Annotated in this window: 23 protein-coding genes; 8 read left to right on the forward strand and 15 right to left on the reverse strand. The window is 64.7% G+C overall.

Going from position 1 to position 24,417, the window contains the following annotated elements; translation table 11 throughout:
* Positions 1-12 precede the first annotated feature (12 nt).
* From hpnE to IE053_RS07125, 3 genes are read right to left on the reverse strand one after another with little or no spacing between them, the layout of a single operon-like run.
* Entirely contained in the window at positions 13-1,272 is a 1,260-nt protein-coding gene (hpnE, locus tag IE053_RS07115; RefSeq protein WP_189573863.1) for a hydroxysqualene dehydroxylase HpnE, read from the reverse strand.
* The gene (locus IE053_RS07120; RefSeq protein WP_189573866.1) at positions 1,269-2,171 is read right to left on the reverse strand and encodes a squalene/phytoene synthase family protein; all 903 of its coding nucleotides are present in this window, start codon (positions 2,169-2,171) and stop codon (positions 1,269-1,271) included. Before IE053_RS07120 ends, hpnE begins: the two co-directional genes overlap by 4 nt.
* Positions 2,168-3,028, reverse strand: a complete 861-nt coding sequence (locus IE053_RS07125) for a squalene/phytoene synthase family protein (RefSeq protein ID WP_189573869.1) — start codon at positions 3,026-3,028, stop codon at positions 2,168-2,170. The genes IE053_RS07120 and IE053_RS07125 overlap by 4 nt, the downstream gene beginning before the upstream one ends.
* A 71-nt stretch (positions 3,029-3,099) precedes the next feature.
* Between IE053_RS07125 and IE053_RS07130 the strand changes: the two genes are divergently transcribed.
* Positions 3,100-4,248, forward strand: coding sequence for a glycosyltransferase (locus IE053_RS07130; protein ID WP_189573873.1), 1,149 nt, complete (start codon positions 3,100-3,102; stop codon positions 4,246-4,248).
* On the opposite strand, the gene IE053_RS07135 is transcribed toward IE053_RS07130, so the two are convergent.
* Genes IE053_RS07135 through IE053_RS07145 form a run of 3 tightly spaced genes read right to left on the reverse strand, consistent with a single transcriptional unit; the run spans position 4,224 to position 7,218 of the window.
* Positions 4,224-5,195, reverse strand: coding sequence for an NAD-dependent epimerase/dehydratase family protein (locus IE053_RS07135; protein ID WP_189573876.1), 972 nt, complete (start codon positions 5,193-5,195; stop codon positions 4,224-4,226). The two genes, IE053_RS07130 and IE053_RS07135, sit on opposite strands and share 25 nt — an antisense overlap.
* Complete coding sequence (locus IE053_RS07140) at positions 5,192-6,094, reverse strand: hypothetical protein (protein ID WP_189573879.1); 903 nt, start codon at positions 6,092-6,094, stop codon at positions 5,192-5,194. Before IE053_RS07140 ends, IE053_RS07135 begins: the two co-directional genes overlap by 4 nt.
* 50 nt (positions 6,095-6,144) lie before the next feature.
* Positions 6,145-7,218: a sulfotransferase family protein gene (locus IE053_RS07145; RefSeq protein ID WP_189573882.1), complete on the reverse strand. Its 1,074-nt coding sequence runs from the start codon at positions 7,216-7,218 to the stop codon at positions 6,145-6,147.
* A 269-nt stretch (positions 7,219-7,487) separates the two neighbouring features.
* On the opposite strand from IE053_RS07145, the gene IE053_RS07150 reads away from it, so the two are divergent.
* The 6 genes from IE053_RS07150 to IE053_RS07175 all read left to right on the forward strand — a co-directional run bounded on the left by IE053_RS07150 (position 7,488) and on the right by IE053_RS07175 (position 15,373).
* Positions 7,488-8,219, forward strand: a complete 732-nt coding sequence (locus IE053_RS07150) for an MlaA family lipoprotein (protein WP_189573885.1) — start codon at positions 7,488-7,490, stop codon at positions 8,217-8,219.
* Between the two features lie 18 nt (positions 8,220-8,237).
* Entirely contained in the window at positions 8,238-10,787 is a 2,550-nt protein-coding gene (locus tag IE053_RS07155; RefSeq protein WP_189573888.1) for an MMPL family transporter, read from the forward strand.
* A complete protein-coding gene (locus tag IE053_RS07160) occupies positions 10,784-11,395 on the forward strand; it encodes a Tgt2/MlaC family protein (protein WP_189573891.1) in 612 nt (203 codons plus the stop codon). Before IE053_RS07155 ends, IE053_RS07160 begins: the two co-directional genes overlap by 4 nt.
* A 42-nt stretch (positions 11,396-11,437) precedes the next feature.
* A complete protein-coding gene (locus IE053_RS07165; protein WP_189573894.1) occupies positions 11,438-12,058 on the forward strand; it encodes a DUF448 domain-containing protein in 621 nt (206 codons plus the stop codon).
* 189 nt (positions 12,059-12,247) lie between these two features.
* The gene (gene infB, locus IE053_RS07170; RefSeq protein ID WP_189573897.1) at positions 12,248-14,863 is read left to right on the forward strand and encodes a translation initiation factor IF-2; all 2,616 of its coding nucleotides are present in this window, start codon (positions 12,248-12,250) and stop codon (positions 14,861-14,863) included.
* A 69-nt stretch (positions 14,864-14,932) separates the two neighbouring features.
* Positions 14,933-15,373: a cupin domain-containing protein gene (locus tag IE053_RS07175; protein ID WP_189573900.1), complete on the forward strand. Its 441-nt coding sequence runs from the start codon at positions 14,933-14,935 to the stop codon at positions 15,371-15,373.
* Here the strand turns inward: IE053_RS07175 and rimM are convergent.
* The 5 genes from rimM to IE053_RS07200 form a co-directional block, all read right to left on the reverse strand.
* A complete protein-coding gene (gene rimM / locus IE053_RS07180; RefSeq protein ID WP_189573903.1) occupies positions 15,370-15,879 on the reverse strand; it encodes a ribosome maturation factor RimM in 510 nt (169 codons plus the stop codon). The genes IE053_RS07175 and rimM overlap by 4 nt on opposite strands.
* A gap of 29 nt (positions 15,880-15,908) precedes the next feature.
* A complete protein-coding gene (rpsP, locus tag IE053_RS14570) occupies positions 15,909-16,319 on the reverse strand; it encodes a 30S ribosomal protein S16 (RefSeq protein ID WP_189573906.1) in 411 nt (136 codons plus the stop codon).
* Positions 16,320-16,361: 42 nt separating this feature from the next.
* Entirely contained in the window at positions 16,362-17,840 is a 1,479-nt protein-coding gene (ffh, locus tag IE053_RS07190) for a signal recognition particle protein (protein WP_189573909.1), read from the reverse strand.
* 183 nt (positions 17,841-18,023) lie between these two features.
* Positions 18,024-18,551, reverse strand: coding sequence for a GNAT family N-acetyltransferase (locus IE053_RS07195; protein ID WP_189573912.1), 528 nt, complete (start codon positions 18,549-18,551; stop codon positions 18,024-18,026).
* Positions 18,552-18,560: 9 nt separating this feature from the next.
* Positions 18,561-19,028, reverse strand: coding sequence for a methyltransferase family protein (locus IE053_RS07200; RefSeq protein ID WP_189573914.1), 468 nt, complete (start codon positions 19,026-19,028; stop codon positions 18,561-18,563).
* Between the two features lie 110 nt (positions 19,029-19,138).
* Here IE053_RS07200 and IE053_RS07205 point away from each other — a divergent pair, with 110 nt between their 5' ends.
* Positions 19,139-19,915, forward strand: a complete 777-nt coding sequence (locus IE053_RS07205; RefSeq protein ID WP_229786137.1) for a sulfotransferase — start codon at positions 19,139-19,141, stop codon at positions 19,913-19,915.
* Here IE053_RS07205 and IE053_RS07210 read toward each other — a convergent pair.
* From IE053_RS07210 to IE053_RS07225, 4 genes are read right to left on the reverse strand one after another with little or no spacing between them, the layout of a single operon-like run.
* On the reverse strand, positions 19,912-20,403 hold the full coding sequence (locus tag IE053_RS07210) for an asparaginase domain-containing protein (RefSeq protein ID WP_189573920.1): 492 nt from the start codon (positions 20,401-20,403) through the stop codon (positions 19,912-19,914). The two genes, IE053_RS07205 and IE053_RS07210, sit on opposite strands and share 4 nt — an antisense overlap.
* Positions 20,400-21,710 (reverse strand): dicarboxylate/amino acid:cation symporter, encoded by a 1,311-nt coding sequence (locus tag IE053_RS07215; RefSeq protein WP_229786138.1) that lies wholly within the window; start codon positions 21,708-21,710, stop codon positions 20,400-20,402. Before IE053_RS07215 ends, IE053_RS07210 begins: the two co-directional genes overlap by 4 nt.
* Positions 21,711-21,722: 12 nt before the next feature.
* Complete coding sequence (locus tag IE053_RS07220; RefSeq protein ID WP_189573923.1) at positions 21,723-23,819, reverse strand: prolyl oligopeptidase family serine peptidase; 2,097 nt, start codon at positions 23,817-23,819, stop codon at positions 21,723-21,725.
* Between the two features lie 28 nt (positions 23,820-23,847).
* Positions 23,848-24,369 carry a CC0125/CC1285 family lipoprotein gene (locus IE053_RS07225; protein WP_189573926.1) on the reverse strand — a complete coding sequence of 174 codons (522 nt, stop codon included), beginning with the start codon at positions 24,367-24,369 and terminating at the stop codon, positions 23,848-23,850.
* Between the last annotated feature and the right edge of the window lie 48 nt (positions 24,370-24,417).

Raw genomic sequence — 24,417 nt, forward strand, 5'->3', positions numbered from 1 at the left:
TCCAGCCCTCCCTCAACATACGAGCCGCGCGGCGCGTTCGCCCGACCGCACGGCACCTTCGATCGTAGCCGGGAGTCCTGTGTCCACGAAATCGCCCGCGAGAGCGAGATTGCGGAGCGAGGTCTCCTGCCTGGGCCGCCGTGCCACGTTTTGCGGCGTCTGGCGGAAGGTGGCCCGTTTCTCCCTGACGAGCCGGGCAGAGAGATAGGTCGCAGCCTCCGGCAGGGCCAATGCGCGCCTTGTCTCATCCCAGAGACGCCGAAGGAGCGCCTCCTCCTCGGCATCGGAACCGTCAACGTGGTCCGCGGCGCTGATCGTCAGGCTGACGATGTCGCCCTTGATGAAGATCCACTGAGTGACCGCGCGGGTCACGCCGAGGATCGGCGGAGCGCCTTCGAGAAGCGCAGGGTCGTCGATCAGGAAATGGGCGTTGAGAATAGGCGAGGTCTCGGTGGGTGCACCACTCTCGGGCATGATCGCGGCGAGGCGGTGGGCGGGCAAGGCGAGAACCACGGCGTCCTCCTGCGCGATCTGAACAGGCTCCCCGCGGGCGAAAACGAGGCGGGTCGCGCGCCCGGCCTCCTTCTCCACCCTGCGGAGGAGGCGGCCATACTCAACCGGGCAGCCTGCTTCCTCGAGCGCTTTGAGCGCCGGGTCGATGAGAGCAGGGCCCAGACCGCGTGGCGCGAACATCGGGCGGGCAAGGCGGCCATCGCGCCAGGCCTCAAGGGCGGTGGCGCGCATCAGCCGGGCCGAGGCTTCCTCCGGGGGCAGATTGATGACGGCCATGGCCATTGGCTCCCAGAAGCGCTCGCGCATGACCGGGTTCCTGGTGCAGTAGCTGGCTATCGTGTCGTGAGGCCCGGCGAGAAGGATACCGCCCGCACGGAGCATGTCCGTGAGCCTGACGCCCTTGGGCCGCCTGGCGTGGTCCAGCGCCCACCACGGTATGGGGCCATCATTGATCCGCACACGCCAGCGCTCGCCGCTTTCGATGTCGACGAAAGGAAAGTCGGCTGCCGCGGCGGCGACGAGGGCCCCGGGCGCGCCTGCCAGTTCGAGATACTCCGCCACAGAACGATTTCCTGTGAGGACGAGGTGGTTGCCATTGTCGATATTGCGGCCGAGACGGCTATCGAAATAGGTGCGGCAGCGCCCCCCGGCCTGTGGCGCGCCCTCGTAAACGCGGACCCCGTGTCCAAGCTTTAGCGCGTGGAGCGCGGTCGAGAGGCCGGCGAGGCCTGCCCCGACGATATGCACCGTGCCTGTCATGCCGCCACCGGCTGTCCTGGCCCGAACAAGGCGTAGCGCAGGCCCCGGAAAAGCTTCTGCCGGGAAGAAAGGAGCGGCCGCGAAGGATCGAGGCGGAAGCTGCGCCGCTCCATTGCGAGGAGGTAGCCTTCATAGGCGCCCATCATCATCAGCGCTGGACGCAAGGCCCTGCGTTCGTGGCAGCGCGCGAGGCTTCGGGCCTCGTTGTAAAAGGCGCGGGCTTCAGCGCCGAGCCTGCGGCGGATGGACGGAAGTTGCGCCGAGGCCGCGACAGCCTGCGGGCTGGCTCCTGCAAGACCATGCTCTGCGAGAAGCTCCGCAGGCAGATAGAGGCGATCGATCCGTGCGTCCTCCTCGACGTCTCGCATGATGTTGGTGAGCTGGAGGGCATCGCCCAGAGCGAGGGCAAAACGGTCGGAAACCTCGCCCTTCCAAGCACCGAAGACCCTGATCGACAGGACGCCGACGCTCCCCGCCACCCGGCGGGTGTAAAGAGCGAGTTCTTCGCGACTCGGGGCCTGGATCGGTCCGTTGGCATCCATCGCCATGCCATCAATCAGGGCGAGGAACTCGTCCTTGGGCAGAAGATAGGCCTGTATGGAAGGGAGCAGTGCGCGACCGATCGGCGAACGCGGCGTCGCCTCATAGACCTGCTCGATTTCGTCCCGCCAGGCGTCGAGAGCCTTGTGCTTCTCGGCCGCAGGCCACGGCCCGTCCGCGATATCGTCGACCTGGCGGGAGAACGCGTAAAGAGCGTGCATCCCGGCCCGGCGCTCGGGCCCGAGGATGCGCATGCCTGCTGCAAAGCTGGTCCCAGAGGCCTGGGTGATCGCCGTTGCCTCGTCCTGCGGGTCCGCGCCCTGGTGGGCGAGGGGAAGATGGGCCTCGATACCGGTCATGCGGCCCTCCGGGGCATGAGCGCTCCCTGCCAGAGGCCCAAGGCACCGGCAGCAAGGAAATCGGTCCTTGAGAGCGCAACACGCTCTGCGACCGGATCACCCGTGCGGAGACGGTTGTGGAGGCGCTTGGCGAGGCGGAGGATCACCGCACTTTCCGCCGCGAGGCGGCGACTCCTGAGCCCTCCGACCAGCTCCTCGGCCTTTCGGTTGAGGTCATCGCAGACATCGAGGAGGCGGTGGAACACCTTGCGCAGCTCCGGCGAGGCACGGTCGGCGAGCACGTCCTCGACCGCGGCCCCCTCCTCCGTCAGCCAGCGGATGGGCAGGTAGCTGCGGCCGATCTTTCGCAGGTCATCGCTGCAGTCCTGAAGGTGGTTGAGGATCTGCAGAGACGTACACAAAGCATCCGAGGCCGGGAACAGCGCCCTGTCCTCCCCGTGGAGGTCGAGGAGGAACTGGCCCACGGGGCAGGCGGAATACTCGCAATAGGTGATGAGTTCCGACAGCGAAGCATAGCGGTCCTGCCGGGCGTCCTGCTTGAAGGCCCTGAGGAGATCCGAGCCACGCTCCAGCGGCACGCCGGTGGCGAGAAGCGAGCGGCGAAGGGCTTCAGGCTTCGTCAGGCCCTTGGCCTCTCCGTGGAGAACCTGGCGGTAAGCTTCCAGACGGCGGATTTTCTCCTCTCCGTCGAGATCGGGGTCGTCGCCGATATCATCCGCGCCACGGGCGAAGTCGTAATAGGCCTTCACGTGGGGGCGCAGGGGCGGCGCGATGAGGAACGAGCCGACGGGAAAATTCTCGTCGCCTGCGCCCTTCCCCGAGGCGGCCTCGATATCCGCGTCCCTGTAGACTTTCATCTTCCGCCTTTCGCAGCGCGAGGAGGGTTCCTACGTCCCACCCGAAGAGCAATCCATCAAGGTTTTCGCCCATGCTTGCGCTCACGTTACTGTCCTTTGTCATCTGGCTGTTCCTGCTGTTCGGGCGCGGGGGGTTCTGGCGCGCGGACATCGCACTGCCTGCAGCGAAGGAGCCCGAGCGCTGGCCAGGCGTGGCCGTGGTCATCCCGGCAAGGGACGAGGCGGAAACGATCGCCCGCGTGGTCGAGGCCCACCGGAACGCCGACTATCCCGGCGCGCTGCAGGTCTTCCTCGCCGACGACCATTCGAGCGACGGCACGGCGGACAAGGCCCGGGCAACGGAAGGCAGCCGCGCGCTGCACATCGTTCCTGTCGGGGACCTGCCCGAAGGATGGAGCGGCAAGCTTTGGGCCCTGAACGCAGGGCTCGCGGCGGCCGAGGAGACGATGCCCGACGCCGACTACGTCCTTTTCACGGATGCCGACATCGTCTGTGACCGGGGCCTTGTCAGGAAGCTGGTCGCCCATGCCGAACGGGAGAAGCTGGCGCTGGCGTCGATCATGGCGCGGCTCGATGCGTCAGGGTTCTGGGGAGGCCTGCTGGTGCCGGCCTTCGTCTTTTTCTTCCAGAAGCTCTATCCGTTCGCCGAGGTCTGCGACCCGCGCTCGAAGGTGGCGGGGGCGGCGGGCGGCGTTGTCCTGCTCCGCCGGTCAGCGCTCGAAGCCATCGACGGGCTCGAGGCGATGCGCGGCGCGCTGATCGACGACTGCACGCTGGCAGCGCGGGTCAAGGCGACCGGGCGCAAGATCGGACTCTACCACTCCTCGCCCTTCGCGCAGGCCGTCAGCCTTCGGAAGAACGATAGCTACCGCGCCATGGAGACGATGGTCGCGCGGACGGCCTACACGCAGCTCGACCACAACCCGCTGATGCTGGCCGGGACGCTCGTCGGGATGTTCGTTATCTATCTCGCCGCACCGCTGGCCGTGCTCTTCGGTGATGGCGATGCACGCATGCTGGGCCTTCTCGTCTGGGCACTGATGGCCTTCGCTTATATGCCGACACTCAAGCGCTATGGCCGCCGGCGCTGGGAGGCGCTGGGTCTTCCGCTGGCGGCGGCGGTTTTCGTGTGGTTCACCTGCCTGTCGGCTTGGCGGCACTGGCAGGGGCGCGGCGGGGAATGGAAAGGGCGGAGCTACCCTGCGAGGAAACCTTCCTGACGCAAGAAGGCGACCGCATCCCGGATCGCTTCCTCCGTGGCGCGAGGGGCAAAGCCCAGCTCCTCGCGGGCGAGGCGGTTGTCGAACCTGACAGGCAGCGCGGCGAGATCGACACCGTCGGCTGGTGCGGTAGGCGGCTGGCCTGTGAGCTTGCAGGCCATCGCCTCAATCCTCGCCGCAGCGCGGGCGACGATCGGCGGCACGGTCAGCGCGGGCGGATCGACGCGCGCCTCAGCCGCGACTTTCTGCGCATACTGACGGAGCGTGAGGTCTTCGCCTGAGAGGAGGTAGGCCTTGCCCGGCTTTCCCCGGTCGAGCGCCGCGAACGTTGCCGCCGCGACGTCCCTGATATCGACGATGTTGATCCGGCCCGCCATGACGCCGGGGAGCTTCCCCGCCGCGACGTCGCGGGTCATCTTCATCGGCGGGGTGAGCGTCAAATCTCCGGGGCCGATGGGCGCGGTGGGGCGGACGATCACGGTCTGCGGCCAGGCAGCGAGGGCGGCCTTCTCCCCCGCCCTTTTCGAGGTCGGGTAGGCGCCGATGAGGTCGAGGGGCGGCGGCAGGCTGACCCCGTCGATGAGGGTCTCGGACCGGGTGCCTCGGCCCATGAGCACCGTGTACGAACTGACGAGGAGAAGGGGTGCGTCGTGCTGCTTGGCGAAGAGGGCCGCCATTTCCGCGCCGCCGCGGTTGATGCGGTCGAAGTCCGAGGGGTCCTTGCGCCAGAGGTCCGTGATCGCCGCGCCGTGGATCACGGCGTCGACCTTGCCGACGGTCTCCCATGCGGACGGTTCGATGACCGAGCCACGGATCGAGAGCCATGGCGCGCCTTCCTCCGCATGAAGATCAAGGCAGACAGCGGCATCGCCGCGCTCGTGGATCATGCGGCAGAGATGGCGGCCAAGGAACCCTGCGCCGCCAGTGACGAGGATACGCCTGCTCACGGCGAAGGCTCACAGACGAGAAGTCGGTCGCCGCGGACCGAGCTGGCAATCATGGTGCCGTCATCGGTCAGGACGGCCGCGGTGGCGCCGGAGAGGAGCGTGCCTTTGGGATCGTCGTAGAGGATCTCGATTTCTTCCGTGACGGGATCGATCAGCGCAATCCGTGTCGGGGCCCGTTCGGAATGGCCGTAGCGGTAGAGACCGAAACGCCAGAGCTGCGGCTGGAGGGCTGCAACGATACCTTCGGAGGACGCGTTCAGGTTGTCTGGCGCGCCGGGGAGGTCGATGGTCTCGCGGTCAAGATTGATGAGGCGCTTCGCGCGCATTTCTGCTATCCAGAGTTGGTCCCCATACTCAGCGATCCCGTTTGCCAGTTTCAGGCCGTCGAGAAGCACCGAACGCGTCTTCGCGACACCGAGAAGGTGTTCAACCCGGGCCGAAGGCTTGCCAAGGACGCGCTCATGAAACGCGCCCTGACATGTGTCGCGATCCACGGTGTATGCCGTCTCCTCCCACCCCTGCACGAGGTCGTTGGCGCCACACGGAAGATCGCTCGTCTTCAGCGTCAGGATTCTTGTTGGGGTCCGAAGGGCCTTTAAGAGCGAGACATTACCGACCCCATCACGAACGATCGCATCCACATAACCTTCTCCGCCGCTGATCCCGTGTGGCCGGATATCGGCGAGGAATGGGGTAACCGAGACCTCATCACCCCCAAGATCAGCCAGCTGAATATCATATACCCCGCCTTCAGCGTTGGCGAGCCGATCGTAAGCGGAGACCCAGAGCGTGTTCGAGCTGAGCGAGAGATCCTCCGCACCCACCACAGTCGTGCCGGTCTCGGCATCGACCAGCTCCACAGTCCGGCACTGCTCGGCGGCAAAACGAACGTTGCCCAACTCCTCCCCGCCGCAAGCAGCAAGAGCCAACAATAACGGTACGCAGTACCTCATGCGGGTTTCTCGTAGCCCCAGCGGTCGAGCCACGGCGCCCAGGCTTCGGCTACTTTATCTGTCCACTGATCGGCTTTGCGGAACTTGTTCTTCTGATAGCCCTTGATGCTGTCGAGATAGGCGGCGAAGGCTGGCCGAGCCGCATCGAAGCCGGGCAGGTCGAGGGTGCGGTAGATCGTCTCCAGCGTGCCGATAGCATCGCGGTTGAGGTCGGCATAGGCGACCTCAACGTAGTCGGGTGCGGTGAGGCCCTCCGTCTCTTCCGTGAACTGACGCATCATGCGGTCGTAGACGCGGAGGATGGTGCCGTCCACATCAACATGGTCATAGGGCTGCAGTGCCAGAGGCGGGAAGAGTTTCTGGTAGAAGTTCTGCATCGACGGGAAGACGTCGAAGGGGTCGCGGTGGATGTGGACGATCTTCGCGCCGGGGAAGAGCTTGAGGAGCTGTGCGGGCCGGGCGGTATAGACCGGGTTCTTGATAAGGATCCTCCGTCCACGGAACAGCCGGTCAAGCTTGCGCATGAAGAGGACGAAGGCGTCCTCCCACTGGGCGATGTCCTCCAGCGAGGCGTCGTCGAAGAACAGCCCTCTGTTCACGAACCGGTCGAACCTCTCGGGGAAATAGATGCCGTGGTAGAAACTCATCGCCGAGAGATTGGCGAGGGCGATCTCGTCTTCCTGCGGAGAGGTCGGGGTGACGGGAATGTTGTCGATATAGCGGCTGTCGGGGAGCTGCTTCTCAAGCATCGGCCGCAGCCACTTTCCCAATGTCAGCATCTCTGACGGCATGCCCGTCGCCACAGGCGGGACATAGGCGAAGCCGCCGAGGCTCATGACGTTATAGAGATGAGTGGTGCCCGAGCGCCAATGGCCGAGGAGGAAGATCGGCGGCTCGAGCTCCTCCTTGGGACGGAGGCCCTTCTCGATCTGTCCTTCGAGCGCGGTAAACGGCGTGCGGCCGAGGACCGAGCCCATGATCGGGGCCAGCCTGCCGCGGTCGACAGTCCCCGCTTCGGACAGGACGCGGCGCAGGACGGACAGTCGCGCGCCGCTCAGGGGATGGGCCATAGGTCTCTCCAAACCGATGCGTCTTCGCTTAGGCGCTGCAAAAAGCTGCGGCCAAGGGCGCAGTTCTTTCCGGGATGTAATCTTTTGCCGTGTCGAGATGGTTGAGGCGGGTAAGGTGCCGCTTCGGGAGATCGGCGTGGACGAAGAGAAGGTCACCGCGGGCTTTCGCGCCGGATCACAGATGTGGCAAAGCACCTTCCACGGGGCACGAAGCTTGCGCTCGACGTGTCTCTGCCCAGATGGGGCCGAACACGCCGGAGTTGTCGTCCATGAGATCCGCCTTGCTGCTTGCCCTCGCCCTTTTGAGCGCCGCCTGCACGACCACGCCGCAGCGGCTCGAGCCCGCGCCGAGCTATGCCGAGCCGAATGATCCTTTCGAAGGCTACAACCGGCGGGCACTGGCCGCGAACCGGATCGTCGACGATCTCTACATCAAGCCAGCAGCGGACCTCTACCAGTTCCTCCTGCCCCAACCCGTGCGGCGCTCGGCGGCGAACGTGACGGAAAACATCCTCACGCCCGGCTATGTGCTGAACGAGTTGCTGCAGCTCGATTTCGAGGATGCCGGGCACTCGACAGCCCGTTTCGCTATCAACACGACCCTTGGCGTGGGCGGGCTTTTTGATCCGGCAGCGAATTGGTGGAACCTCGAAAGCCGACCTGAAGACCTCGGCCAGACGCTCGGGAACTGGGGTGTCCCGGAAGGGCCCTATTTCGTGGCGCCCTTCATCGGGCCGACCACGGCGCGGGGTGTGCTGAGCTCTCTCGCCAAGCTCGGCCTCGGCCCGACGACGCAGCTGGTCTTGCCCGATGGCATCGAGTACCGCATCGCCATCGTCACCCAGCGGACCGCCCAGCGCCGCATCGACAGCCACGAGCAGCTCGAGAGAGTGTACACATCCGAGGATGGTTACATTCTCCTGCGTTCCCTCTACCTCCAGAGCCAGGCCGCCGAGCTCCACGAAGACGGCGATCCCTACGAGAACCTGCCCGACTTCTAAGCCCCGGACCGAACGCCCGTGAACACCACCCTTCTCGAAGGCCCGCTTTGGCGCCTCATCTCCTTCGCGCGCAGCAACCGGCTGGTCGTGATCCTGTTCTGGGCCCTGATGACCGGGCTGGCCGTCTGGCAGGTGGCAACCCGGCTTGCGATCAACACCGATAGCTCGGACATGATCAGCCCGGACGCGCCCTTCCGCGTCGCGGCATCGAAGCTGAAGGCAGCGTTTCCCGACCTCGAGGACCAGGTCATCGTGGTGGTGCGTGCGGCAACGCCCGATGAGGCCACGGCCTTCACCGAGGAGCTGGCGGCACGGCTCAAGGAGCGCGAGGAAGTCCGCGCGATCCTGGCGCCGCCGTCCGAGCCGTTCTTCCAGGAGAACGGGCTTCTCTTTCTCGAGGTGTCCGAGCTCGAAGACCTTCTGGCCCGGCTGACCAATGCGGCGCCGCTGATCGAGCGGCTGGGGCCGGACCCCAGCCTCGCCACCCTCTTCGACGCCTTGGCCGAAGCCGCAGAAAATGACGGCGCGACCACCGACCAGGAAACCCTCGACGCTCTCTACACGCAGCTATCGGAGGTCCTGACCTCTGAGGATCAGGTCCTGTCGTGGCAGACCCTGCTTTCCACCGGCGAGCCACCTGAAGCACAGGTGCTGTTCAGCCTCGACCCGGTGCTCGACTACACCAAGCTGAAGCCTGCCAAGGCGGTGAAGGATGCGATCCTTGCCGAAGCCGATGCCGTGCGGGTGCAAACCCAGTATGTCGCCGATGTCCTGATTACCGGCGAGCCCGTCCTGCGCACGGAAGAGCTCGAGGCGGTTTCCAGTGGCATCGGGTGGGCGCTGGGCCTCTCGGGGATCATGGTGGCGATCCTGCTCTGGTTCGCCTTCCGCTCGACGCGGCTGGTCGGCGCCTGCCTTGTCACCATCGCGCTGTCGGTGGTGCTGACCGCTGGCGTCGCGGTGGCGATCTTCGGACAGCTCAACCTGATCTCGGTGGCCTTTGCCGTCCTGATGGTTGGTCTTGGCGCTGACTTTTCGATTCACCTCCTGGTGCATATCCGTCATGAACGGGCACGAGGGCTGAGCGACCGGGCTGCTGCCTACCGCACCGTGCGGATGATCGGCACGGCCCTCGCCCTCACCGCCCCGACCACGGCACTTGCCTTCTTCTCCTTCGCGCCGACCGAGTTCATCGGCATGAACCAGCTCGGCGTCATCGCGGGGCTCGGCGTGTTGATCGCCTTCCTCGTGGCCATGACCCTGATCCCGGCGGTGGTGCGCGTCCCGGCGCCCGAGACGCCAGCGGTCTCCCGCGCACCCAGCGGCCTGCTGAGGATCATCGTCTGGCCAGTAGGAACGGTCGTCGCCCTTCTTGGCGTAGCATCGCTGTTCCTGCTGCCAAAGGCGCGGTTCGACGCCGATCCCATGGCCCTGAGGGCCAAGAGCGCGCCATCGGTCATCGCCTTCGACATCGTCGTCGAAGACGAGAAAGCGACCCCCTACCGCCTCAATGTCCTGGCACGGAGCGAGGAAGAGTTGCGCGAGCGGGCCGCTATCCTCGAGCAGCCCGCCAGTGTCGACAGCACGCGGCACCTGTTCAGCTTCGTCCCCGAGGATCAGGACCTGAAACTGAGCCTGATCGATGCAGCGAGCGTCGGGCTTTCCTTTGCCCTCATTTCGGGCGGCGACCTCGGCCCTGATCTCGAGCCGGCATTGGCGCGGCTGCAGATGGCGCTGCGGCAGGAAGAGAGCGAAGCGGCGGCGCGGCTTGGCGTGATCCTCGATGGCCTGTCCCTCGAAGCAATTCGCGCTTCAGCGCCGCGGGTCTTCAAGTTCTGGCCGCGCCAGCGCGAGGCGCTGAGCAGGCAGTTCCGGGCGAGCTATGTCAGCGTCGAGGACATCCCCGAGGTGATCCGCGACCGTTACGTCACCGAGGACGGGATTTACCGCCTCGAAATCCTGCCCAAAGGCGGTGCGGTCGAACTCGAAGACCGCAGGCGTTTCGTCAATGACGTCCTGGCCCTTGCCCCGGATGCTGCCGGGAGCGCGCGCACCGCGCTGGCGGCCGGCGATGTGATCGGTCGGTCCATGGTGCAGGCAAGCCTGACGGCTGCGGTTCTGGTCAGTCTTCTGGTGTTGCTGGTGACCCGCAGCGTGACGGTGCTCTTCCTCTTGCTGGTCCCGCTGGTCCTCGCCGGCTCGCTGACCACGGCGACGGGGACGCTGTTCGGGCTGCCTTACAATTTCGCCAATGTCCTGGTCCTGCCCCTGATTATCGGCATCGGCATCGACAGCGGGATCCACCTTGCCTTCAGGGCCGCGAAAACCGGGGACGCCCTTGCCGCCGTGCAAGGCCCCACGGGGCGCGCAGTGCTGTTCTCCGCACTCACGACCATTGCTTCCTTCGGCTCCCTCGTGGTGTCCGACCACCGCGGAACGGCGAGCATGGGAGCCCTCCTGACCGTGGGGATGCTTTGGGTCCTTGCCACAATGTTGTTTGTCTTACCGCCGCTCGCGCAGCTCCTATATGGGCGCAGGAGAGCAGCCCTCAGGGAGCAGATCGCATGATCAACCGTTTGATTGCCCTTGCCGCGTCCGGCGTCCTGGCGGTGACCGCCGCATTCGCAGCGGAGCGCCAGCCCGAGGCCGAAGCCTTCATCGTCGACCTTGTCACCGAACTCAGAACCAACGCCGAGACCGACGGCGAAGGATCGCTGTCGGTGCGCAAGACCCTCGAAGACAACCTCGCCACCGAAGCGATCGGCAAGTTCCTGCTCGCCGGCGATGCCGCCGAAGGCGCCACCGACGAGGAACGCAGGCGCTATGAGGAACTCTTTCCGGCCTATATCGCCGCCGCCTATGCCGAGGAGATCGGCCAGCTGACGGCACGTGAGATCCAGGTGAAGAACTCACTGGAACGCCGCCCCGGCGACATCATCGTGCAGTCGGTTCTTGTTGACAAGGAAGGCAAGCCCCGCGCCGACATCGACTGGCGCGTGCGCGTCCTCGAGGACGGCGAGCTCAAGCTGCTTGACGTGCTGGTCGAGCGGACGTCGCCGCTCATCACCCGTCGCCAGGCTTTCTCGGCCCGGGTCAGGGACGAAGGCATGGCCGGCCTGCTCGCCCATATGGAAGAGGTGATCGCCGCGGGTTCGGTGGAAGCGGTCGAGGGCTGAGCGCCCTCGACAGGACGCCTCCCCCCGCCTAGCCAGCGGCCGATGACGGACCCATCCGAGAACAAGCCTTCCTTCGTGAAGAACCGATGCAACGACCGGCGCTGCGTCGGCACCGGCGAGGCGCTGGCGCCGGATGCGCCTGCCCTACGCTTTGCCCGCGCACCGGACGGCAAGATCGTCCTGGACCTCAAAGGGAACCTGCCCGGACGGGGCGCTTGGCTCAGCCCGACAAGGGACGCCCTGCGCAAGGCCGTGAAGAAGGGCGGCTTCGCCCGCGCCTTGAAGGCTCCGGTGGAGGTGCCGGGCGGCGATGCGGAAGCCTATGCCGAGCAGGTGGAAAGCGCCCTCGCTGCAGCGGCCCTCAACCGGCTCGGCCTTTGCCGGAAGGCAGGCGTCCTCGCCATCGGTTACGACAATGCGAAGGCGGCGGCGAAAAAGGGTGTCGCCTATTTAACGCCCGCGGGATCAAGCGAGACCGAGACCGCGAAGCTCGCCAACACCCTTCACAAAGCGGCGGGCATTCCCCATCTCCCGCTTCCGGCAGACAGGCTGACCGTCGGCGAAGCCCTTGGCCAGGACGCGGTTCATATTCTCCTTCTTGGCGGAGGGCCGTCCAAAGCGGCCCTGGGGTCAGTTATCCTCTGGCGTCAGTTCGCGGGTTAGGATTGGGTCCCTGATCAATCGGTCTTTTCCCTGTGGAGAAGCTGGACCGAAGGGGGCGTGTCGGTTATGGGGGCGCCCCGGGCCCGAGCGACGTGTGTGGCGCTGGCCGGGCGCTTTGGGCCTGCGCTTTGGCCCTATTCCGACCTTGTCGGGGATCGATGGAGGCACCGGCCTCCTTTTAAGGATTGTATGAGCGACGATACGCAAGAAAAACCGAAGTCAGGACGCAAGACGCTGAGCGTGGGCCGCCGGGAGACCGGAGCGGTCAAGCAGAGCTTCTCCCATGGCCGCACCAAAACGGTCGTGGTCGAGAAGAAGCGGCGCGCGGTCGGGCCTGGCGGCGCGAAGACTGGTTCTCCGAGCACGACCAAGGGTCCGAAGCTGGTCAAGCCCGCCGAAGGCAAGGCCGCGACCGAGGCCAAGAAGGAAGCCGCTTCCAAGGCTGCGGCACCCGCCAAGAAGGGCAAGGTGCTGCGCCAGCTTTCCGATGCCGAGAAGAAAGCGCGCGCCATCGCCCTGGCCAAGGCCAAGAAGGAACAGGCAGAGCGCGCCAAGCGCGAAGAAGCCGAACGGAAAGAGCGCGAGAGGCGCGAGGCCGAAGAAAAGGCCAAGCTCGACGCTGCCCGCAAGGCCGCAGAAGAAGAAGAGAAGAAGCGCGCGGCCGAGGCCGAGGCGCGCCGCAAGGCTGAAGAAGAAGCCAAGAAGCTGCTCGAAGCCGAAGAGGCCGAGCGCAAGCGTCGGCAGGAGCTCAAGGCCAAGGGCATCTCCGACGCCTCGAAGGACGACAAGAAGAACGACCGTTCGAATTTCGCCAAGGACGAGAACAATCCGCTTTCCGCGCTTGGCGGCAGGATCAAGCAGAAGCGTAACAACGCGCCTTCGAATGATCGCAATGCCAAGGAAGCGCCAAAGCGCCGGTCGGGACGCCTGACCATCGCGAAAGCCCTCGAGGATGACGAGCGCCAGCGTTCGCTCGCCTCGGTGAAGCGCGCCCGGGAACGCGAAAAGGCGCGCCGGGCCAAGCGCGGCAACCAGGCTTCGCAGAAGGTGCGGGAAGTCGTCATTCCTGACGTCATCACCGTTGCGGAACTCGCAAGCCGCATGGCGATGCGCCAGACGGACCTCATCAAGGAGCTGATGAAGCAGGGCCAGATGGTCACCGGCAACCAGACGCTCGACGCCGACACGGCACAGATCATCGTCGAGGACCTCGGTCACTCGGTGAAGCGGGTGTCCGACGCGGATGTCGAAGAGGGCCTGATCGCTCCCGATCCCGACGATGCGGTCCTCGAGCCGCGTCCGCCGGTCGTGACCATCATGGGCCATGTCGACCACGGCAAGACCTCGCTGCTCGATGCCCTGCGCGGCGCCAATGTTGTCGAAGGCGAGGCCGGCGGCATTACACAGCACATCGGCGCCTACCAGATCACCGACAAGAACAAGAACAAGATCACCTTCCTCGATACTCCGGGTCACGCAGCCTTCACGGCGATGCGGGCACGCGGGGCAAACGTGACGGACATCGTCATCGTGGTGGTCGCGGCCGACGACTCGGTCATGCCGCAGACGGAAGAAGCCATCAGCCACGCCAAGGCTGCGGGCGTTCCGATGATTATTGCGGTCAACAAGATCGACAAACCCGGCGTGGACCCGAACAAGGTCAAGACCGATCTCCTGCAATACGAGGTTCAGGTCGAAAGCATGGGCGGCGACATCCAGGATGTCGAAGTTTCGGCCCTCAAGAAGATCAACCTCGATGGCCTGATCGAGGCGATCACCCTGCAGGCCGAGCTGCTCGAGCTCAAGGCCAACAAGAACCGCCCCGCCTATGGCACGGTGGTCGAGGCAAAGCTCGACAAGGGCCGCGGCGCCGTCGCGACGCTTCTCGTGCAAGGCGGCACCCTCAAGCGCGGCGATGTCGTCGTCGTCGGGTCCGAATGGGGCAAGGTGCGCGCGCTCAACAACGACCAGGGCAAGCCGGTGAAGGAGGCTGTGCCCTCCCAGCCGGTGGAGATCCTGGGCCTCAACGGCGTGCCGGAGCCCGGCGACCAGTTCGCCGTGGTCGAAAACGAAGCCCGTGCCCGCGAGGTTGCCGAGTACCGCGCCCGCGTGAAGCGCGAAAAGGCCAACGCATCGAAGTCGGGCACCTCGCTCGAACAGATGATGGCGCAACTTCAGGACGCCGAGATCAAGGACCTTCCGGTCGTCATCAAGGGCGACGTCCAGGGTTCGGTCGAGGCGATCGTCGGGGCGCTCGAGAAGTTGGCCAATGACGAGGTCCGGGTCCGCGTCCTTCACACGGGCGTCGGGGCGATCTCGGAGAGCGACGTCATCCTCGCCGAAGCGTCCGGTGCGCCGGTCATCGGCTTCAACGTCCGCGCCAACAAACAGGCCCGCGACGCCGCCGAGAAATCGGGCACGGAGATCCGCTACTACTCGGTGATCTACGACCTGATCGACGACATCAAGGGCACGCTGTCGGGCATGCTCGATCCGGAACTGCGCGAAACCTTCCTCGGCAATGCCGAGGTGCTCGAGACCTTCATGGTCTCGAAGGTGGGCCGTGTTGCCGGCTGCCGCGTCACCGAAGGCATGGTCAAGCGCGGTGCCAAGGTCCGCCTCCTCCGCGACAACGTCGTCATCCACGAAGGCGAGCTTTCGCAGCTCAAGCGCTTCAAGGACGACGTGCAGGAAGTCCCGGCCGGCCAGGAATGCGGCATGAGCTTTGCCAACTATGACGACCTCAAGGTCGGCGACGTCATCGAGTGCTTCGATGTCGAACGCATCGAACGCACGCTCGACTGAGCTGCATGTCGATTGCCGGAGCCATCGGCTCCGTCCTAAGCTCCCGTCACGCAGGCGGGAGCTTTTTTCATGCGCAATTGGATATGGCTGGCGGGAGCGGGTTTCGCCTCGTTGAGCGTTGCCTCTGCGGAGAGCTGTCCCGCTGGGCAGGAAGCGATAAACCGTGCCTTCGAAGGACCATCGGATTCCCGCGGTTTCAGCGCCGAGCTTCTGGCGACCGTCGGTATACGGGAGGACCTTGCCCCGACTGCTGCGCACCGGATCATCCGCATCACGATCCAACCTGGAGGGTATCTCTCCATGCATGACCATAAGAGTGCACAGGGCGGCGCTGTCATCTTGTCGGGGACCGCGGTCGAGTATCGCTCGGACTGCAAGGTGCCGGTCCTGCGCGAGCCCGGCGATGTCGCAACGGAGCATGAGGGCCTGACCCACTGGTGGTCGAATCAAGGCGACGAGCCGTTGGTGGCGCTCGTCTCCCACACTTTCGCATTGCCCGACGAGGACTAGGCGTCCTCGCCTCTGGGGGCGTCGGGGTCGTCCTCAGGCGGAACGATGACGATGTAACCGCCATCGATATTCACCTCAGGTACGGCTTCCTTCGTGAAGGGAACGAGGACAAAGCCGCCCTTGCATTTCACCTCCACGATATCCCCTGCCCCGTGATTTGGCACGGCGCGGACCTTGCCGAGAACGGTGCCGTCTTCACTGCGGGCTTCAAGGCCGATGAGGTCGGCAACGTAGAAATCGTCCTCATCCTCCGCCTCCGGAAGAACGCTCCGGGGAACCGAGAGCAGAGCGCCCTTGAACGGCGCCGTCTGTTCAGGAGACGAGATCCCCTTGTCGCGGCAAAGAAAGACGCCGGGCTTCAGCTCACGAACGAAAGAAGGCCGCAGCACCGCGCCATTGGGCGAGGTGAGCGGCCCATAGGTGAAGACGTCGCGGGGTTCTTCCGTGTAGGAGCGGAGCTTGAACTCTCCGCGCACGCCGTGGGGTCCCGCGAATTGCGCGACCACCACGGCTCTGTCCTGAGACGCCAAGCGCCTTACTCGGCGGCTGCTTCTTCTTCAGCCGGAGCTTCGGCCTCGGCAGCCGCTTCAGCTGCGGCAGCCTTCTTGGCCTCTTCCTTCTCGCGCTTCTCTTCGAGGCGCTCTTTGGCTTTCTGGCCCGGCTCGCCTTTCTTCGGATTGTTCCCGTGCTTCCACTCGATCAGGCCGGCGGCGCCGAGGAAACGCGCAACGCGCTCCGTCGGCTGAGCGCCGCGATCAAGCCAGTGCTTGGCGCGTTCGAGGTCGATGACGACGCGGTTCTCGTCGTCTTTCTTCAGAAGCGGGTTGTAGTTGCCCAGCTTCTCGATGAAGCGGCCGTCGCGCGGCATACGGGCATCGGCAACGACGATGCGGTAGTAAGGACGCTTCTTCGAGCCGCCGCGGGCGAGACGAATTTTCAGTGCCATGATCAGTTCTTCCTGGTTTGGTCTAGTCTTGAGGTTCGTGGGTTACTTCTTCTTTGGACCGCCGAGGCCGGGGAGGCCCCCGCCGCCCAGTCCGGGAAGCCCGCCGGGAAGCGGGCTGTTGCCGAGCCCGGGGATGGGCGCGCCGCCCTTGGGCGGCATCATGCCGCCGCCTCCTCCGCCGAGCATTTGTCCGAGCTGGGCCGCCATGCCACGCTTGCCGCCCTTGCCCATCTTTTTCATCAGCGTGCTCATCGCCTGGTAGGACTTGAGCAGCCGGTTGACGTCATGCACCTGCACGCCGGCGCCTGCTGCGACGCGCTTCTTACGTGAGGCGTTCATGATCTTCGGGTTCTTCCGTTCCTTTTTCGTCATGGAACGGATGATGGCTTCCTGCCGGGCAAGCTCCTTGCTGCCCATTCCCTGTTCGGCAGCTTCCTTGAATTTGCCCATGCCGGGCATCATGCCCATGATGGCACCCATGCCGCCCATCTTCCGCATCTGGACGAATTGGTCGGCAAGGTCGTCGAGATCGAACTCGCCCTTGGCCATCCGCTTGGCGGCTTTTTCGGCCTTTTCCTGGTCGATCTCCTGGGCGGCTTTTTCGACGAGGCCGACAATGTCGCCCATGCCGAGAATGCGGCCAGCCATGCGCTCGGGGTCGAAGACGTCAAGGGCGTCGATTTTTTCGCCGACACCGGCAAACTTGATCGGTGCGCCGGTGACTTCGCGCATCGAGAGTGCGGCACCGCCGCGGCCATCACCATCGAGACGGGTGAGAACGACGCCGGTGACCGGTACCCGCTCCTTGAAACGCTCCGCCGTCTGAACAGCGTCCTGGCCGGTAAGGGCGTCAAGGACGAGGAGGGTTTCCGCCGGGTCCGTGGTGCGGTGAATCTCCTGCACCTCGGCCATCAACTGTTCGTCGATCGACAGGCGGCCCGCCGTGTCGAGCATGACAACGTCGAAGCCCTGGAGCTTCGCGGCTTCCATGGCCCGCTTGGCGATCTGGACTGCCGACTGACCCTTGACGATCGGCAGGGTCTTCACCCCCGCCTGCTCACCAAGGACGGCGAGCTGCTCCATCGCCGCGGGGCGACGGGTGTCGAGCGACGCCATCAGGACCTTTTTCTTCTCGGCCTTCTGCAGGCGAAGAGCGATCTTGGCGGTCGATGTCGTCTTACCGGAGCCCTGCAGGCCCACCATCAGGATCGGCACCGGCGCGGGACGGTTCAGGTTCAGCTCATGGTCGCCTTCGCCGCCGCCCAAGGTCTCGACAAGGACATCGTGAACGATCTTCACGACCTGCTGGCCGGGCGTCACCGACTTCAGGACCTCGCGGCCGACGGCGCGTTCCTTGACCTTCTTGACGAAGGAGCGGGCGACCGGGAGCGCCACATCCGCCTCGATGAGGGCGACGCGCACCTCGCGCAGCGCTTCGTTGACATCCTCTTCGGTGAGCGCGCCACGACCCCGCAGCCGGTCAAAGACCCCGCCAAGGCGCTCCGAGAGAGTGTCGAACATATGCGCTCGCTCCGTTCCATAGCCGTACGAACGACCGAGAGGGCGTTACCCTGTCGGAAGGAGCCCCCTGCCCCGTCCTCGTGGATCCTTCATCGCGAAGGGAGGGGTCGTGCAGGCAGACACGGTCGTACGGCCGCTTGTCAGATTTTCAGACGAGGCAAGTGGCACCAAGGTGGGGATAAGTCAACGGCCCGCCGAATCATCCCGCCACGGCCTGGGATCGGTGTCGATGATCGCCAGCATCACCGTGTCGCGCTGGCCGATATGGGTCTCCCAGCGCTTGCGCAGCACGCCTTCGCTCGTGAAGCCGTGCCGCTCGAACAGCCTGAGCGAGGGGGTGTTGTCGGGGTCGATGTCCGCCTCGATCCGGCGGGGACGGTAGAGCCTGTCGACCTCGTCCATGGCAAGCCGCAGCGCCTCGCCGCCAATGCCGCGGCCCTGCGCCTCGGGACAGGTCATGATCCCGACCTCCCAGACGCCGCCATCCTTCTCGTAAATGGTGATCCGTCCGATCGCGGTGTCGCCATCATCCTCGGTGATCGCCCAGTCGGTCTTCGGCGCCATGCCAGCCCAACGGGCGAGCTTCTCGCGCGTGTCCGCAACGCTCGCCCCTGGGGGATCGGGCAGGTAGCGGCACGCCTCCTCGTCGCCGAGAACCGCGTGCAGCGGCTCGGCATCCCTTGAGGGATCGATGGGGCGGAGCTTCACCATGGTGACGTCTCAGACAATTAGCCAGCGCGGCACGCGGGCCTTGTAGGCGCGGTAGTCGTCACCGAATTTATCCGCAAGGGCCCTCTCCTCGGGCAGGATCTGGGTGAGCTGGATGACCAGCACGAAAACCGTGACGGGCACCAACCCCAGCCAGTTGCCGAAATGCAGGACCGCCGCGAGCAGGATCAGGAGCATGCAGACATACATCGGGTTGCGCGTGAGCCTGTAAATGCCGCCGGTCACGAGTGCGCTCGCCTCCTCCGGGTGCATCGGATGCACCGTTGTCTTCCGATGCAGGAACTGCGCGATGGCGACGAGGCCGAGCGCGAGGCCGAGCATCGCCAGCCCCTGCGCCACACGGCCATCGAGCGGACTTTCAAAGTCCAGCGCCTCGATGGCAAATGGTCCCGAGACTGACCACACCCCAAGGAGGCTGAGAAGGAACCAGACAGGGGGCGGAAGGATCGGCTTGCTCATAGGAGCGTTCTTCCACGCCGGATTGTGATCGGCCAGCCTTCTTTACTGGAACGACGCAGGATGGCTGCACGTTATCATCTCGGCCGCGCCGCGATGGGAAAAAGGACGTGATGAGGATCGTCAAGAAGGCCGGGACGGCCGTGCTGGGGCTTTCGGGCGATGCGGCATCGTTCCTGAAATCTGGTGCCACGCCAGCGCCGCACAGGTTCCTGATCTTCGGCCAGGGGCGGACCGGTTCGACCCTGCTCGAAACACTGCTCGACAGCCATCCCGAGATCACCTGCCAGGGCGAGATCCTCGCCTGGCGGCGGATTTTTCCCGAGGGTTTTCTAGACCGGAGTTCCCGTGGGCATGGGACGAAGGCTTATGGCTGCCATGTAAAGCCGCACCACCATGCGCGGCTCGTGCAGGGCATTAACGATCTCAAGGGTTTTGCGCATCGGATGCATGAGCGCGGCTGGCTGATTGTTCACCTGTGGAGGGAAAATACGCTGGAGCATGTCCTGTCCGGCCATTTTGCACGAGCGGCAAAGAGCTATCGGTTTACAGGTGACCTAAAGCCCCCTCCCCTCGAACTCACCCTTGATCCGGAGCGGATCATCGAAAAGATCAGCATACGGCAGGGTTTTCTCGAGGAAGAGCGGGCGGCACTGGCTGGACTGCCGGTCCACGAAATCCAGTATGAACGGGACCTCAAGGATCCGGCGGGGCGCAAGGTGAGCATGGCTGCGCTGCAGGCCCGGCTAGGGGTGGCGCCGCGCAACCTCCAGACCCCGCTCAAGAAATCCGTGCAGCGATCATTCAGTGAATTGGTTACCAACGCCGACGATGTTCTTGCCCGTCTCGAAGCAAGCCCGTTTGCACACTTCGCCAAGGCCGTGCGCTAGACGTCGAAGCGGCCAAGCTTCTCGTTCTTCTTGAGCTCTGAAGCCGTGAAGACGCAGCCATTCATGACGCCGTAGACGCCGGGCGGCAGGGTCTGCGCGGCAATGATCGCTCCGCCGAGATTGAAGCTCGCATCACTCACGAACAGCGCGTGGGGCCGCATCGCGCCGGTGAGGACCACGGTCTTCCCAAGGTCGCAGGCATCGAGATAGCGCGCGGTCTCGTCCATGGTCGACGTGCCGTGGGTGACGACGATGGCGTCCTCCTTGGCCGCGAGAATCCGCTCACAGATGAGCTTGCGGTAGGTCTCGTTCATGTCGAGACTATCGATCTGGAAGAGCTGCTCGACCTCATGGGCGTAGCAGCGCGACTGCTCGAGGATCTCCGGCACCTGGGACTTGCCCGCGCCAGCGAAGGCGATTGTCTCCGCCCGCCAGTCGTGGACCTTGTCGAGGGTACCGCCCGTGGTCAGGATACGGACGGGCTTCATGCTGTCTCCGGCTCCCGGACGGGCTGACGGAGCTCGCCCTCCCATTTGGCGACGGTGGTTGCGACCGCGGCGTCGCCTGTGACGTTTGTCAGGGTGCGCATCATGTCGAGGAGGCGGTCAAAGGGGAAGATGAGGGCGATGATGAGCACTGCCTGCTCCGAGGTCACGCCGAAGCTGCTCAGGACCGCCAGGGCGAGGAACAGGCTGGCCGACGGGATGCCGGCCGCGCCGATCGAGGCCGCGGTGGCGGTGACGGCGATAGCGATATAGTCGGCAGCGCCGAGGTCGATGCCGACCGCCTGCGCCGCGAAAAGCGACACGATGCCGAGATAGATCGAGGTGCCGTCCATGTTGATGGTCGCGCCGAGCGGGGCGACGGAACCGGCGACGGCGCGACTGACGCCGAGATTCTTGGTCAGGTTCCCGATGGTGACCGGAAGCGTTGCCGACGAGCTGGCGGTCGAATAGGCCGTGGACATCGCATCTGCCATGCCGCGGACGAACTTGAAGAAGTTGACCCGCGCAAGCAGCGTCACCAGACCCCCGTAAACGACGAAGATGTGGACGATGCACGCGAGATAGAGCGCGATCGCGAGCTTGCCGAGATTGACGAGGACTGCGAGCCCTTGCGTCCCGAGCACCCAGCACATCAGCGCGAAGACGCCGAAAGGCGCAAGCCACATGACCCCTTGGGTCAACTTGAGGATCGACTCGGCGGCCGACTCCATCACCTGGCCGAAGCGCTCGCCTTTCTCTCCCGCCGCCAGGATCGCAACGCCGAGGAGGATCGAGAAGAAGATGACCGGAAGGATGTCGCCATTGACCATCGCTGCAAGCGGGTTGTCAGGGATCACGTCAAGGATCTGCTCGACCGCCGACCGTTTCGCAGCCGCGGCTTGGTCGAGGCGCTCGGTGATGGCGGAGGTTGAATCGACCGAAGCGTAGTCGACCCCGAAGCCGGGCTTGAACAGGATGGCAAAGCCGATGCCGATGAAGACGGCGATCGACGTGGTGAAGAGATAGAGCGCGATGGTCCGCAGGCCAAGGCTGCCGATGCGCTTGGGATCACCGAGGGCGATCATGCCACTCGTCAGCGTCGTGACGATCAGCGGAATGATGAGCATGCGGATCAACTTGATGAAGCCGTCCCCGATCGGCTTGGCCTGTCCAGCCGTCTCACCGAAAAGGATGCCGGCCACGCCGCCGAGCACGAGCCCCGCAAAGACCCGTGCCCAGAGAGGAAGGCCCATGCGGCCCAGGACGAACAGAAGGACGAACGCGCCCAGGAGGACGCCCCAGAACAGCATGGTCACGGACGATTACTCCTCGTCGGCGTAGTCGATGAGGCCGAGCTCGCCGGCAAAGTAGGCGTACTGAAGCGCAAGACGGCGGGCCGCTTGGTCGAGGTTCGCCGCAGCGCCATGGCCGCCCTCGATATTCTCGTAATAGAGAAAGTCGTGGCCATATTCCTCCATCAGGCGCGCCATCTTGCGGGCATGGCCCGGATGGACGCGGTCATCCTTGGTGGACGTGAAAAAGAACGGACGCGGATAATCCACATCGGGACGGAGATTGTGGTACGGGCTGATCTTCTCGAGGAAGGGTCGCTCCTCGGGATTGTCCGGATCGCCATATTCGCCGACCCAGGATGCCCCGGCGAGCAACTTGTCGTAGCGGAGCATGTCGAGAAGCGGCACGCCGATCCCCACCCCCTTGTAGAGGTCCGGGCGCTGGGTCATCGAGACGCCCATCAACAGGCCCCCATTCGAGCCGCCCAGGATGCCGAGCTGCTCCTTCGTGGTGATGCCGCGCTCGATCATGTCCTCGGAGATCGCCTGGAAATCATCGTAGATGACCTGGCGGTTGCCCTTGAGGCCGGCCTGGTGCCACGCCGGACCGTACTCGCCGCCGCCTCGGATATTGGTGGTGACATAGACACCCCCGCGTTCCGCCCAGAGCTTGCCAGCCGTTGCGGCATAGGTCGGCAGGATCGGGATCTCGAAGCCGCCATAGCCGTACTGGATGGTCGGCGCAGGGCCACCGTCCAGCGTCTCTTTCTTGGCCATGATGGTGTACGGAATTTTCGTACCGTCCTTCGACGTCGCCTCATAGCGCTGGACGACCATGCCGTCGGCGTCGAAGAAGGCCGGGGCCTGGCGGATCTCCTTCGGACGACGGTTCTCAACGAAGTAGTAGGTATCCGGCGTGATCGGGTTCTCATAGGTGACGATCAGCGCGCCCGTCTTCGGCTCGACCGTCTGCACACCGACGACACCACCTTCGGGCAGGCGGACATCCCGGCCACGCCACCCGCGGCGGCTCTTCTCGAAGCGAACGACGCGCCCCTGGATATCATCTAGAAGGCTCACGATCACGTCGTCTTCAGAGGTCGAGACCCCCTGCACGGCCATTTTTGCCGTCGGCGCGATGATCAGCGAAGCCTCTTCCATATCGTCGGACAGCGCGACGACACTGCCCGCCTCATAGGTCTCGCCGCCAAATTCCCAAGGCTCTTTCAGTTCGATGATGTAGTCGCCCGAAGCGTATCCCGACAGGCTGGCCTTCTTGGGAAGCGGCAGCCGCTTGACCGTGTCCCCGTCCAGGACCAACCAATTGTAGTCGTAAAATGTTTCGCCGTGGAAAACCCCGCCGCGATACTTCTCGCCGTCCCAGAAGCTGAGCGGATAGGCCCAGATATCAGCCTGCGGAATTTCATGGACGAGGGTCGCTTCGGAGAGGTCCTGGCCGCGCTTCCAGAGCTTGACCTGACGCGGATAGCCTGAATCCGTCAGCGTCCCTTCACCGAAATCGGTCCCGACAAGGATCGTGTCCTCGTCAAGCCAAGCGGTCGAGGATTTGGCCTCGGGAAGGTAGAAACCGTCCTCGACAAAGCTCTTGGTCGACAGGTCGTATTCCCGCACGACCGCAGCGTCCGAACCGCCGCGCGAGAGGGTGACGAGGCACCGTGTGTAGTCCGGCGCGAGGCAGGACGAGCCTGAATAGACCCAGTTCTCGCCTTCGTCCTCGGCGACCTTGTCGAGATCCATCAGGATCTCCCACTCGGTCTCGCCCTTGAGATAGGCATCCTGCGGCATGCGGCGCCACAGGCCCCGCACATGATCCGCATCCTGCCAGAAATTGTAGGCATAACCGCCGCGCAGGGAGACACCAGGGACCCGCTCGTCTGAGGTCAGGATCGCCTTCGCCTCCGCCAGCATCGCGTCATAGGCCGGATGCGCCTCGAGGATCGCCAGCGAACGTTCGTTCTGGGCACGCACCCAGTCGAGCGCGCGCTCACCCTCGACCTCTTCGAGCCACAGGAACGGGTCCTCTTTCATCACGTCGATCTCGCTTTGGGCATGGGCTGCAGTGAAGGAAAGCGCGGCAAAGGCCACGCTCGTAAGAAGGCGTTTCATCCTCGGGACTCCCTGTCTTCCGTTGGGATTATTTCGACCGGCGGTAAACCGCGCCGGACAGGTTCTTCTGAACTTCGGCAGCATCGTAGGCGGCGACGTTGCCCTCAGGCTTCGGTCCCTTTCCGAGCACGATATAGGCAACGGCGGAGTAGCGCTGGCTCTCCCGCACATCGATGTCCGAACCCCAGCCCCACGGATAGCCGCGAACGTAATAAGGGAACGGCCCGAAGCCGTAATAGCCGAAGGCGCCGTAGCGCGGACCAAGATCGGTCACCCGCGTCTCGGTGGTCTTTTCGGTGTCATCACTGACCACGATGAAGTGGTCATAGCCATTCTCCAGCGTCACCTCTGCAGCGCGCAGGAGCAGCGCCGTCTCGACCTGCTCGCGGGTGGTGAGCGAGTTGCCGCGGAAGGAGATGCGGTAGCGGTTCTCTTCGATTCGCTGGTCGGCGAAGCCATAGCCCTGTCCATTGGCGGGCTCGAACGGTGTCGGGGTCGCGCAGGCAGCCAAGGTGGCAACCGCAGTGAGTGTGAGGAGCTTTCTGATCATTTGCCCATCCCTTCTGGTCACGCGCGCGACCTGCGTTAGTTGATCGCG

This window comes from Parvularcula lutaonensis, from assembly GCF_014651915.1.
Lineage (GTDB): Bacteria > Pseudomonadota > Alphaproteobacteria > Caulobacterales > Parvularculaceae > Parvularcula > Parvularcula lutaonensis.

Coding starts and splice junctions, on each gene's coding strand:
- IE053_RS07130 (WP_189573873.1), top strand. CDS start 3,100: ATGCTTGCGCTCACGTTACTGTCCTTTGTCATCTGGCTGTTCCTGCTG.
- IE053_RS07205 (WP_229786137.1), top strand. CDS start 19,139: ATGAGGATCGTCAAGAAGGCCGGGACGGCCGTGCTGGGGCTTTCGGGC.
- IE053_RS07165 (WP_189573894.1), top strand. CDS start 11,438: ATGACGGACCCATCCGAGAACAAGCCTTCCTTCGTGAAGAACCGATGC.
- IE053_RS07125 (WP_189573869.1), bottom strand. CDS start 3,028: ATGAAAGTCTACAGGGACGCGGATATCGAGGCCGCCTCGGGGAAGGGC.
- IE053_RS07210 (WP_189573920.1), bottom strand. CDS start 20,403: ATGAAGCCCGTCCGTATCCTGACCACGGGCGGTACCCTCGACAAGGTC.
- IE053_RS07200 (WP_189573914.1), bottom strand. CDS start 19,028: ATGAGCAAGCCGATCCTTCCGCCCCCTGTCTGGTTCCTTCTCAGCCTC.
- IE053_RS07150 (WP_189573885.1), top strand. CDS start 7,488: ATGAGATCCGCCTTGCTGCTTGCCCTCGCCCTTTTGAGCGCCGCCTGC.
- IE053_RS07195 (WP_189573912.1), bottom strand. CDS start 18,551: ATGGTGAAGCTCCGCCCCATCGATCCCTCAAGGGATGCCGAGCCGCTG.
- infB (WP_189573897.1), top strand. CDS start 12,248: ATGAGCGACGATACGCAAGAAAAACCGAAGTCAGGACGCAAGACGCTG.
- IE053_RS07120 (WP_189573866.1), bottom strand. CDS start 2,171: ATGACCGGTATCGAGGCCCATCTTCCCCTCGCCCACCAGGGCGCGGAC.
- ffh (WP_189573909.1), bottom strand. CDS start 17,840: ATGTTCGACACTCTCTCGGAGCGCCTTGGCGGGGTCTTTGACCGGCTG.
- IE053_RS07215 (WP_229786138.1), bottom strand. CDS start 21,710: ATGCTGTTCTGGGGCGTCCTCCTGGGCGCGTTCGTCCTTCTGTTCGTC.
- IE053_RS07225 (WP_189573926.1), bottom strand. CDS start 24,369: ATGATCAGAAAGCTCCTCACACTCACTGCGGTTGCCACCTTGGCTGCC.
- rpsP (WP_189573906.1), bottom strand. CDS start 16,319: ATGGCACTGAAAATTCGTCTCGCCCGCGGCGGCTCGAAGAAGCGTCCT.
- hpnE (WP_189573863.1), bottom strand. CDS start 1,272: ATGACAGGCACGGTGCATATCGTCGGGGCAGGCCTCGCCGGCCTCTCG.
- IE053_RS07220 (WP_189573923.1), bottom strand. CDS start 23,819: ATGAAACGCCTTCTTACGAGCGTGGCCTTTGCCGCGCTTTCCTTCACT.
- IE053_RS07175 (WP_189573900.1), top strand. CDS start 14,933: ATGCGCAATTGGATATGGCTGGCGGGAGCGGGTTTCGCCTCGTTGAGC.
- IE053_RS07160 (WP_189573891.1), top strand. CDS start 10,784: ATGATCAACCGTTTGATTGCCCTTGCCGCGTCCGGCGTCCTGGCGGTG.
- IE053_RS07145 (WP_189573882.1), bottom strand. CDS start 7,218: ATGGCCCATCCCCTGAGCGGCGCGCGACTGTCCGTCCTGCGCCGCGTC.